We start from the raw sequence: 10,969 nt of genomic DNA on the forward strand, positions 1-10,969 counted from the left end.
TCTCAGAGCGAACCCAAAGTGGCGGCCTCGGGTAAATCAATGGGTTATGTTTTACAGTGGTAACCAAGTTAAATCCGTCAAGACTAATCCAAACTTATTGCCCCCTGTTTTGCTGCGTACCTATTTTATTTTCGACAGGTTTATAAATTTGTTTGACACAATGTCAGGTTTTCGAGCACTACAATTAACAACATTTACTTTGTTCTCATGTCTGGTTTTGTCTGGTTCTGATGTCAGCAATTGTCAACATTCAGCGGATGGAGTATCCAGTAAAATATAGCCTTTTCGGTGGATACCAAAACGGATACCTTACAATCACTATAGCAACACCATAGTACCACTGTGGTTTACTACAGTACCATTTTGGTACGTTATTACCGCGATTCTTTTTGATATCAAAATAACTACACCGTATTTTTATAGGTTAGCTGTACTGGGTTATAATTAGCGGCTTTATCTTAAGCCACTAACTCGTTGGATTGGTATACTGTTGATTACATTCGAATCATCAACACTTCGGCGGGAAAGCCTATAAATTCAACTAATTCATAATTAATCTTCTCCGGAAAATCCATTGCGATTAAATTCCATACATCCCCCCCTTCAAGGCTAGCGCTGTAAATAGAAAAAGAGAGAATTCCATCGTAATTTAAACTATCTAGAGATATAGGTTTTTGGCAACAAGGCGAATAACGAACTTTTTGTATATCTTTGAGGTGAAACTCCATCGAATTGCTATCATATACCTCGCTCAATATGTCATAAACCCAAGTCATTTCTATCCTCTCCTCGCAGTGGGGGCACTTAATATTCTCGCTGCCATAGGGATTTACATGACATTGAATTCCGTTACTCACTTTATGTTCAACTTGATTTTTCTCTACACCGTAACGAGTTAAAAATTCAACTATCTTATTCTGTTCATTTCGTGAAGGAATATAACTAATATCTTTTGGCACTATCTCAATAATGTAGATCCCCATTTAATCTCCTTAGTATTCAACCTACCTAAACTTTATCAGATATTTCAGGATACAACGCTCCTAAATCAAACTGCCATGTTCATTGATTTATATTTTCTTACCTGTATAACACTGTTATACGCTGATATAATAAGCATTCTTTGAGCTAACAATAGATTATTATGAGTAAATCTAATCTTATTGCCTTTCGTTTACCTGCTGAACTGCCAGCCCTGTTTAATGATGCTGTATCGAACTCTGGTACTGATAAAACAGCGTGGATAGTCTCAGCTATCAAAGAGAAGTTAAACCGACCAGACAGTAATCCTGATGCTCGTATGTTATCGCTAGTGGAACGCCTAGAATCATCTATCGCGTCTTTGATTGCTGGTAAGGCAGATATCCCACCGTATACCTATAATGAGTCTGCTGTCGTTTCTGTGGTTAATTTGGTGCTATCAGAGGGCATAGATAACGGGCGCATTATCGCTAAACGGATTAACGAGGCTGGTTATCAAACTAAAAGCGGTAAAGCGTGGGATAAAGATATTTATTCAGCGTGGAAGCGTCACAAGGATATAGTAAATAATTTGAATTATTTATAGTGCTAAAGCCGCTATTAATTTTAACGTGTAAAAATTGATATCACCGAATTTTGCTACCTTTAATAACGGACAATTTAAACTATATTTTTGTCCGTTAAGTGTTAAAAGAATTATATTATTATGACAAATTATTCATTAATCTTGAAAATTCACTCATGCATATATGTATATTTTTTATCCTTTCTTCAGGTGTGCTTTTGTAATCATTCGGATGGACTCTATCAGTGAGTATATATAACTCAACATACTCCAAATTTTTTGTCACATTATCTTTTATTTCAATAAAATTACTTCCATTATTTAATTTAGTCGAAACTACTACATGATATTTTAAATTATCAGAAAAAAAACCATTCTTTTTTTCTTTAGTTATTCCATCATTGAAAGTGAAACTCGTTCCTTTCAGTTTATCTATTTTTTGATTCCACGTTTCGCAAAATGCAAAAACATCATTTCTAGACCACCCAAAGTCAAGCTTTAAATCGATGATATTATTACTTATTTCATCATTCATAATTAATATATCTGGGAAAAAACGTATATTTGCTGTTGATGAGAACAATTGCTGGTCTACGAAATATTGATTACTATCAGGTAAATTTTTTGACAAATAATCAGCAAATAGATCTTCAAAAACACCCGATATAGAATGACTACGCCCACGAAACACCCTTTTGTTTTCAACATATGTTTCTCTTGAATTTTGATAGGCAAATATCAAATTCTCTATAATGTCTTCTGGTGACTCATTTTTGTTTTTTAATTTATTTATTTGCATTTCTATTCCCAAACTAGTTTTATCATTACCGCTAACCCGCCAGCATATACTGAAGTTATTAACTATAAGGCCATAATACTAGAGCATAGTAAAAACCTTAGCAAAACTTAGTATCAACCTGTAGTTTTCTGTAGTAACAGCGCTAGTTTTCCCTAGGGGCTGTTGATCTTTATATAAAAATTACTCATCGATATTTTGGTATCCACATCATGATTAATGAAAGAGCGACCATCGATGAGTAATTTCTTGCTAATTTATCATATCTACTTGATATAGCTTTAAAATGCTTTATCTGCGCAAACGCATTTTCAACAAAATGCCTTACCTTATAAAGCTCCCAGTCCATATGATCATTGTTTAATAGATTCACTGTTCGCCTTGGTATCATTGGCGTCGACCCTTTTATACCCGTTAAATAAGCACGAAATTTCTCACTGTCATAACCTTTATCCGCTACTGTGAAATCACATGTTGGGCTATTTTCAACAAATTCTTTTGCAAAAACAATGTCATTTCGATGACTGCCTGAAAGCTCAAAGTTAACAAGGTAACCGTGACTATCTATTGCGAGATGGATCTTCGTTGAATTTCCTCCTCGACTTTTTCCTATCTCTTCATTTTCTTCTGTTGCCGCACCTGTAGTATGTTGATGTGCTCGTCTAATTGTGCCATCAATAAAGAGATATTTGCTATCGGATGTAAGTGATAACTCATTGAATAAAATATGAATAATTCCTTTTCTAGACCAAAGATTAAATCGTCTAAAAATCGTATTCCATTCACCAAATGCTTTAGGGATGTCTCGCCAAGGGCAGCCCGTTCTCATTCGATATAGAATGCCTTCAAACGTCATTCTATGTTCGTATTTATTATAAACCCGTCGAGTATTTCTCATCAGTTGGGATAGTGTAACCCACTGTTTTTCTGTTAACATTGTTCGAGGCATGGTGACTATTTGTATTGTTAATTTTTGGCGAAATCGATTATACAGCATCACCATGCCGTTCAAAAAAAGTACAAAGATCAACAGCCCCTACTAGTAGTAAGGCTAGTTTTGGCTAGTAGTTAAAGCTTCAAAAGCGTGAGGTTTCGTGAGGTGATACTGCGTGGAAATATTAGGCTATCCTTATCTTAATACCTGACGTTAATTTATCGACAAATGGAATGAACGCCTGCTAGTAATAATCCTCTAATCTTGCCTGTTCTGCTACTTTCTCCCTGAATTTCTTCCATCTCATGCCTTTGGGTTTATCGAAAGAATACACATGCTTGGTTAGGTTGCTAACATCTGAACTATAGCCCCAGATAGCAAAACGACCTACTCGCACTTTGCGCCTTAGTAGGTCAAGATGGCTTTCACTCTGGCTGGGGTAGTGAAGTTTCCAGCACTCTCTACATCCTAAATCTTTACTGCCAAGATAAAGAGTAGCTCTACGTTTATGGCAATGAGGGCATGAATACCAATAACGAACTGCATAACCTGCCTGAGTGGTAACAAGTGATAAAGAAAATCGCTTATCGCCTATAACAACCAAGTAATTGTCACCATTTTTACCAATGATTAATTTACCTGCGCTAGTATCCCACTGTAGCCCTTCACCATCGTTTTTAAACTTTCTGATAGCAGCTATAACGCTATGTCCGATAGTTGGTAATACCATTCTCGTTAGTTCTGCAATTCTGTTTCTGAGTAGCCAATAATTTCGGATAGAGGTGTCAGTAGGTCTGGCGGTTGTTCCATCATCCACGCGGGAAGTGGAATTGGTTTCGACTTACGGACAACTGGCTCTGATGTACACCCGCTCAGGATTACGCTCAGCAGCAATACGCAACTTATCAATTTCACTTTTTGCATTTGTTAGTTCCGTTGTGTGTTTGGTGTCGAGTTTGCGAAGGGAGTTAATGCGCTTTTCGTAGTCGGCGTTAATGTTTATTTGCTCTGAAAGTTGACGACTGAGTCGCTCATTTTCATTTGTGAGCTTCTGGTTTTCGCTAACCTGCCAGTTAAGCAATCCACCTAGAACACAAACGCCCATAATAATTATCGATGCCAGCTTTATATTCATGCCGGTATCTCAACATGAGGCGCATCAATGAACTTGGTTTCTATTGGCAGTGATGGGTCATTCTTCCAGTTGATGCCGAAGCGAAGTTTAATCCCTAACTCATCAGCAGCTTGCTTAACTGCTTTCAATAGTGGCTTAACCCCAGTAGTAAGAAAAATGAGAGTTGATGATAATAACGCTTGGTATGCAAGATTAAAAAAAAGCTGGAATTGAAGATTTCCGATTTCATGACTTACGGCACACTTGGGCGAGTTGGCTAATACAATCAGGCGTTCCTCTTTCAGCACTTCTAGAAATGGGCGGATGGGAAAGCATAGAAATGGTCAGAAGGTATGCACATCTTGCACCTAATCATTTAAGTGAACACGCTAGACATATTGATACTATTTTTGATGATAACGGCACAATTACGACACAAGGAGGAAATCAAGCAGGATTGAAATTGGCATAACTCATTGATTTTAAATGGTACGCCCTACAGGATTCGAACCTGTGACCTACGGCTTAGAAGGCCGTTGCTCTATCCAACTGAGCTAAGGGCGCATTGATAATGCAGGTAGCCTATATGGCTGATGGCGTTGAATTATACGGTTGCTGAGCGCCGAGTCAATGGCTTTTCGCTACTAAAATTACTAGATGCTCAATTTATGTAACAGTTTGAACTGACAATAGTGTGAAGTTCTGACAAAATAGAGATATTACCGTGTCTCATATATGGATTAAGTTACAGATGTTAGCAAAAATTATTGATGGGAAAACGATTGCGCAGACAATTAGGCAAGAAGTTGCCCAAAAAGTACAGTTACGTTTAGAACAAGGAAAACGCGCTCCAGGGCTTGCCGTTATTTTAGTCGGTGCCAACCCTGCCTCGCAAATCTATGTTGGCAGTAAGCGTCGTGCTTGTGAAGAAGTCGGTTTTATTTCGCGTTCCTATGATTTACCTGATACAACGTCAGAAGCGGAATTACTAAAACTGATTGACGATTTAAACCAAGATACCCAAATTGATGGGATCTTAGTTCAATTGCCATTACCTGCGGGCATTGATAACGTTAAAGTTATTGAACGCATTCATCCAGACAAAGATGTTGATGGCTTCCACCCCTACAATGTGGGTCGCCTTTGCCAGCGAGCACCTCGCTTACGCCCTTGCACACCAAGGGGCATCGTTACGTTGCTAGAACGCTATAATATCAATACACACGGTTTAAATGCCGTTATTATTGGCGCATCTAACATCGTTGGTCGCCCAATGAGCCTAGAGCTACTATTAGCAGGTTGCACCACAACCGTTACCCATCGTTTTACCCAAGACTTAGAACAACATGTGCGCAATGCAGACTTACTTGTTGTTGCGGTTGGTAAGCCTAATTTTATTCCAGGAGAGTGGATTAAATCTGGTGCTATCGTTGTTGATGTTGGTATTAACCGTTTAGAAAATGGTAAAGTAACAGGGGATATTGATTTTGATGAGGCGTCAAAACGCGCATCTTGGATAACCCCCGTTCCCGGTGGAGTTGGGCCAATGACCGTAGCAACCCTGATTCAAAACACGTTACAAGCGTGTGAAGAGTACCACGATATTTAATGTAATCTGGAGCAACAATGGAAATTTTCAATCTTGATGGGCATCCGCACGTCGAACTGTGCGATTTGCTAAAAATTCAAGGCTGGGCTGAAAGTGGCGCAATGGCTAAAGCAATGATTGCTGATGGCTTAGTACAAGTCGACGGCGTCGTTGAAACACGTAAACGCTGCAAAATTTTGGCTGGAAAAACCGTTTCAATGGGTAGTGAAACAGTCAGAGTTGAAGAATAGTTTATTTGGGTAAGCTGAGCCATTCAGCTTACCCACCTCCCTCTTTACCCCCATCATAACACCCCTTTATCTGTTAGCTCATTTCCAAGTAAACCATCAACAATTTATTTTGAGATATTTTTTATCCCCTGCCTTTTTAAAAAAACATTATTCTTTGTTTTTGATAAGAAAATAATTTCAGCAACACTTCAGCTCGCAATAAAACTCTCCTTATAAAACGTATTTATTTAAGTTAAAAAATTTAACTTAGATCTCAATTTCAACATAATTTTCTTCTATTCCATAGACAAGACTAAACGATTCAGCTATCGTTGTTAACGATAACATGATTAACAAACAATCAGATCTGCTCGTAAGCATTCTTTCTGGCTGGTCCGGTTATCACTAAATAATCAGGAGAAATTATGTTTAGCCTATCAATTAATGATATCCATCTTGCTGCATCAGCAACTGACAAAAAGAGTGCCATTGAACAAGTGGCTCTAGCATTAGAAAACTCAGGTTATGTTAAAAGTGGTTATGTAAAAGGGATGCTTAATCGAGAACTGCAAGCCCCCACTTTTTTAGGCAATGGGATTGCTATTCCTCATGGGACAACAGACACTCGAGACCAAGTATTAAAAACGGGTTTCTCTGTATTCCAATTTCCTCATGGTGTTGAATGGGGCGATGGGCAAACTGCTTACATTGTCATTGGTATTGCAGCTCAATCTAATGAACATTTAGAATTGCTTCGCCAATTGACCCACGTTATTAGTGATGAAAATATTGCGCAAGCAATGGTAAAGGCAAATACACCTAAAGCACTAAAGCAATTATTAATGGGAGAAAGCCAAATTCAGCCATTAAAATTTGACGATACGATGGTTACTATTAATGCCCATGCAGATAATATTAATACACTGAAAATACAAAATATTATTAACCTACAAAATGCCCAAATAGTGAGTACTGACTTTATTACGCAAGTGCTCACTGAAACACCTTATTACCTTGGACAAGGTATTTGGCTAAGTGATAGCCCTGTTGGGAACATTCAAAATGGTATTGCGTTATCGGTCGCCAAAAACACCTTTCATTTTCAAGAGCATCCAGTCAAAGCCTTAATCACCATTTCTTATGCGAATAACCAAGTTGAGTCATTTCTATCAAAAGTAAGTCAGTTATTACAAAACCAACAAATCAGTCATATTTTAAAAAATGATAACGTTAACTCTTTAGTTTCACGCTTTACAAATGAACAAAACACAAACTCCCCTTCCCCCTCCGATTCACTTATAGAACCAAGCCAGTCTGGGATCACTCAAGATTTTACCATTATGAATCCACATGGCTTGCATACTCGTCCAAGTACCCTGTTAGTCAGCACTATTAAAAAATTCGAAAGCACAATCACCGTCAGTAACCTTGATGGGACAGCAGTACCTGTTAATGGGCGTAGTTTAATGAAAATAGTCAGTTTAGGCGCTAAATGTGGCCATCGTTTACGAATTCACGCAGAAGGAGTTGATGCACAGCAAGCGATAAGCACGATTGGCGAAGCCATTAATTCCGGACTTGGAGAACAAATTCCATGAGTAGAAGAGTTGCAACTATCACTTTAAACCCAGCTTATGACTTAGTTGGTCTGTTAACTGATATCCATCGTGGTGATGTGAATTTAGTTAAAACTGCAGGTCTTCACGCAGCAGGAAAAGGGATCAATGTCGCCAAAGTACTTAAAAATTTAGATATTGATGTCACCGTCGGTGGTTTTTTAGGAAAAGAAAACCAAGATGGCTTTCAAAAAGTCTTTAGTGAAACGGGTATCGCGAATCGCTTCCAAGTCGTTGAAGGACGTACACGAATTAATGTGAAACTCACAGAGCAAGCTGGGTCTGTGACTGATTTCAATTTTTCAGGTTTTAGCATTACCAAAGCAGATTGGCAGCGTTTCGTAACAGACTCACTAAGCTGGGCTGGGCAATTCGATATGATTTGTGTTAGCGGAAGTTTACCTCAAGGCGTCGACTTAAATGATTTTACCCAATGGATGCGCCGCCTGCGTGAACAATGCATGTGTGTGATTTTTGATAGTAGTCGCGAAGCCTTTGTCGCAGGCTTAAAAGCATTACCTTGGCTAGTCAAACCCAATCACCGTGAATTAGAAATTTGGGCAGGCAGAGCACTATCTACCCATCAAGAAATTGTTGAGGCCGCGAATCAGCTCCGGCAGCAAGGTATTGCCCATGTTGTCGTTTCTTTGGGTGAAGAAGGTGCTATGTGGGTTAACGCATCAGGGGCTTGGTTTGCAAAACCACCTAAATGCGAAGTTATCAGTACTGTTGGTGCCGGAGACTCCATGGTTGGCGGGCTAATCTATGGCTTATTAATGAGCCAAACTAGTGAACATACCTTACGTCTTGCTACAGCGGTATCCGCACTCGCAGTCTCACAACCTAATGTTGGTGTTACTAACAGAGCTCAACTTGCACGCATGATGGCTCAAATTGACTTACAGCCGTTTACAGTAGAATAAGGGTAAACATGATGAAAATACTAATCGCTCCGAGTCATCAACAAGGTCCTGCTATTGTCTGGCTGGCTATTGATGCCTTAAAAAAAATATCTGCTAGCCAAAATATTACGTTTACAGAACAACTTTCAGATGCCGATATTATCATTTGTTTTGAAAATCAACTACCTGATAACTTTCCTTGCATCGATAAAAAAGTTTATTTTGGCCTTCCTGAGCACGCAATTAGGCAACCTGCTGAATTTCTTTCAGCAGCTCTTAGCCAAGCTATATTCTTAACAGAAAATGCTTCAGCACCTTCTCATTCATCTCCTCTATCTGTTCTGGCAGTTACCGCCTGCCCTACAGGGGTTGCACATACCTATATGTCAGCAGAAGCTCTTGAAACTGAAGCCAAAAAACGTGGCTGGCATATAAAAGTAGAAACTCGAGGTTCCGTCGGTGTAGGAAACGAAATTACACCAGAAGAAATAGAACGGGCCGATCTTGTTATCGTCGCGGCAGACATTGAAGTCAATGTTGATAAATTTGCGGGGAAAAAAATGTACCGCACCTCCACCAGTGCGGCATTGAAAAAAACAGCTCAAGTAATGGATAAAGCTATAGAAGAAGCGAGTCTATTCACGCCACAATGTGGAACCCCCTCCTCGCAATCACATAAAACCAATGAAAAACGTGGAATATATAAACACTTACTCACTGGAGTGTCTTATATGCTTCCGATGGTTGTTGCCGGAGGTCTGTGCACCGCACTGTCATTTGCTTTTGGTTTGGACGCTTCCAACATTGAAGGGTCACTGGCTTGGGCACTTAGCCTAATTGGTGGACAAACAGCTCTCGCGTTGATGGTGCCAGTGCTATCCGGTTATATCGCCTACTCTATTGCTGATAGGACTGGTTTAACGCCAGGTCTAGTCGGCGGTGTACTTGCAACCACTTTAGGTGCTGGGTTCTTAGGTGGGATTATTTCTGGCTTCCTTGCGGGTTACAGTGCTCATTTTATTAGTACTCGATTAAAATTACCGCAAACAATGGAGGCACTAAAACCAATTTTAATCGTGCCACTAATTTCTACCTTAGTGACCGGCCTAGCCATGATCTATGTAATAGGGCATCCCGTCGCTTGGTTAATGGATTGGCTAACAAACTGGCTAAATACGATGGGAACCACCAATGCCGTGATCTTAGGGGCGATTCTCGGTGCAATGATGTGCACTGATATGGGAGGCCCGGTCAATAAAGCTGCCTATGCTTTTGGTGTGGGACTGTTAAGTTCACAAACTTATGCGCCAATGGCAGCGATTATGGCAGCAGGAATGGTTCCCCCTCTTGCAATGGGTATTGCAACCTTTTTGGCTCGTCATAAATTTGTTCCAGCGGAACGTGAGGCAGGCAAAGCTTCATTTGTTCTAGGATTATGCTTTATTTCTGAAGGAGCCATTCCCTTTGCAGCAAAAGACCCTATCCGTGTTCTCCCTGTTTGTATCATTGGTGGCGCAATAACTGGAGCGTTATCCATGTACTTTGGTATTCAGTTGATGGCACCTCACGGGGGTCTATTTGTGCTGTTAATACCCGGAGCCATTAATCATGTATTGATGTATTTATTCGCGATAGTAGTTGGCACAGTGGTTTCAGGTGTGCTTTATGCCATTGTCAAAAAAGCAACCCCTAAAGAAGCTCAACAAGAAATGGCAAGTATCGCTTAGTCATACCAATTTAAGTTCCATTCCTAGTCCCTGTTGGTAGTCTTATTCCCCCCTTAATTGGGGGGCGTTTATCTAGAACAAAAGAAAAACGGGGAGATAAAACTACCTAACCCAAATAGCCAAGTGATGGCAACACCGCTACAGCTTGAAATTAACACTTATTAATACGCTAAATAGTTCGTGTTGTGACTAGGCGCCGAACGCGGATAACTTGGGGAGCATACAAAAGTATGTGACCCAAGTAGCCAAGTGATGGCAACACCGCCACAGCGTGAAATTAACACTTATTAATACGCTAAATAGTTCGTGTTGTGGCTAGGCGCCGAACGCGGATAACTTGGGGAGCATACAAAAGTATGTGACCCAAGTAGCCAAGTGATGGCAACACCGCCACAGCGTGAAATAAACACTTATTAATACGCTAAATAGTTCGTGTTGTGACTAGGCGCCGAACGCGGATAACTTGGGGAGCATACAAAAGTATGTGACCCAAGTAGCCAAGTGATGGCAACACCG

General features: G+C 39.8%; 13 protein-coding genes, 1 tRNA gene and 1 pseudogene. 7 read left to right on the forward strand and 8 right to left on the reverse strand.

The window, feature by feature from the left end; all coding sequences use genetic code 11:
- Window positions 1-494: 494 nt before the first annotated feature.
- Window positions 495-983, reverse strand: coding sequence for a hypothetical protein (locus ACIPUA_RS14575; RefSeq protein WP_042845332.1), 489 nt, complete (start codon window positions 981-983; stop codon window positions 495-497).
- Between the two features lie 161 nt (window positions 984-1,144).
- On the opposite strand from ACIPUA_RS14575, the gene ACIPUA_RS14580 reads away from it, so the two are divergent.
- Complete coding sequence (locus ACIPUA_RS14580) at window positions 1,145-1,567, forward strand: hypothetical protein (protein WP_042845334.1); 423 nt, start codon at window positions 1,145-1,147, stop codon at window positions 1,565-1,567.
- A 118-nt stretch (window positions 1,568-1,685) separates the two neighbouring features.
- Here the strand turns inward: ACIPUA_RS14580 and ACIPUA_RS14585 are convergent, their stop codons facing one another.
- The 6 genes from ACIPUA_RS14585 to ACIPUA_RS14610 all read right to left on the reverse strand — a co-directional run bounded on the left by ACIPUA_RS14585 (window position 1,686) and on the right by ACIPUA_RS14610 (window position 4,539).
- Window positions 1,686-2,345, reverse strand: a complete 660-nt coding sequence (locus ACIPUA_RS14585; protein WP_042845336.1) for a hypothetical protein — start codon at window positions 2,343-2,345, stop codon at window positions 1,686-1,688.
- Between the two features lie 184 nt (window positions 2,346-2,529).
- Window positions 2,530-3,291, reverse strand: a complete 762-nt coding sequence (locus tag ACIPUA_RS14590) for an IS5 family transposase (RefSeq protein WP_449059826.1) — start codon at window positions 3,289-3,291, stop codon at window positions 2,530-2,532.
- Window positions 3,292-3,520: 229 nt separating this feature from the next.
- The gene (locus ACIPUA_RS14595) at window positions 3,521-4,006 is read right to left on the reverse strand and encodes a hypothetical protein (RefSeq protein WP_449059816.1); all 486 of its coding nucleotides are present in this window, start codon (window positions 4,004-4,006) and stop codon (window positions 3,521-3,523) included.
- A 5-nt stretch (window positions 4,007-4,011) separates the two neighbouring features.
- Window positions 4,012-4,200 carry a lysis system o-spanin lipoprotein Rz1 gene (rz1, locus tag ACIPUA_RS14600; protein ID WP_072035171.1) on the reverse strand — a complete coding sequence of 63 codons (189 nt, stop codon included), beginning with the start codon at window positions 4,198-4,200 and terminating at the stop codon, window positions 4,012-4,014.
- Entirely contained in the window at window positions 4,118-4,411 is a 294-nt protein-coding gene (locus ACIPUA_RS14605; RefSeq protein ID WP_072035172.1) for a lysis system i-spanin subunit Rz, read from the reverse strand. Before ACIPUA_RS14605 ends, rz1 begins: the two co-directional genes overlap by 83 nt.
- A complete protein-coding gene (locus tag ACIPUA_RS14610) occupies window positions 4,408-4,539 on the reverse strand; it encodes a hypothetical protein (protein WP_336431838.1) in 132 nt (43 codons plus the stop codon). Before ACIPUA_RS14610 ends, ACIPUA_RS14605 begins: the two co-directional genes overlap by 4 nt.
- Window positions 4,540-4,546: 7 nt before the next feature.
- On the opposite strand from ACIPUA_RS14610, the pseudogene ACIPUA_RS14615 reads away from it, so the two are divergent.
- Window positions 4,547-4,862 (forward strand): annotated as a pseudogene (locus tag ACIPUA_RS14615) (tyrosine-type recombinase/integrase); the annotation flags it as partial.
- 15 nt (window positions 4,863-4,877) lie between these two features.
- Here ACIPUA_RS14615 and ACIPUA_RS14620 read toward each other — a convergent pair.
- Window positions 4,878-4,954: transfer RNA gene (locus tag ACIPUA_RS14620), tRNA-Arg, on the reverse strand.
- A gap of 187 nt (window positions 4,955-5,141) precedes the next feature.
- Here ACIPUA_RS14620 and folD point away from each other — a divergent pair.
- From folD to fruA, 5 genes are all read left to right on the forward strand, one after another.
- On the forward strand, window positions 5,142-5,999 hold the full coding sequence (gene folD, locus ACIPUA_RS14625) for a bifunctional methylenetetrahydrofolate dehydrogenase/methenyltetrahydrofolate cyclohydrolase FolD (RefSeq protein WP_071548519.1): 858 nt from the start codon (window positions 5,142-5,144) through the stop codon (window positions 5,997-5,999).
- 17 nt (window positions 6,000-6,016) lie between these two features.
- Window positions 6,017-6,229, forward strand: coding sequence for a ribosome-associated protein YbcJ (gene ybcJ, locus ACIPUA_RS14630; protein ID WP_071548520.1), 213 nt, complete (start codon window positions 6,017-6,019; stop codon window positions 6,227-6,229).
- Between the two features lie 404 nt (window positions 6,230-6,633).
- Window positions 6,634-7,806: a fused PTS fructose transporter subunit IIA/HPr protein gene (fruB, locus tag ACIPUA_RS14635; protein ID WP_071548521.1), complete on the forward strand. Its 1,173-nt coding sequence runs from the start codon at window positions 6,634-6,636 to the stop codon at window positions 7,804-7,806.
- Complete coding sequence (gene fruK, locus ACIPUA_RS14640) at window positions 7,803-8,747, forward strand: 1-phosphofructokinase (protein WP_042845343.1); 945 nt, start codon at window positions 7,803-7,805, stop codon at window positions 8,745-8,747. The genes fruB and fruK overlap by 4 nt, the downstream gene beginning before the upstream one ends.
- Window positions 8,748-8,758: 11 nt before the next feature.
- Window positions 8,759-10,453, forward strand: a complete 1,695-nt coding sequence (gene fruA / locus ACIPUA_RS14645; protein ID WP_071548522.1) for a PTS fructose transporter subunit IIBC — start codon at window positions 8,759-8,761, stop codon at window positions 10,451-10,453.
- Window positions 10,454-10,969: the final 516 nt, after the last annotated feature.

The organism is Providencia sp. AGC89 (genome assembly GCF_053543535.1).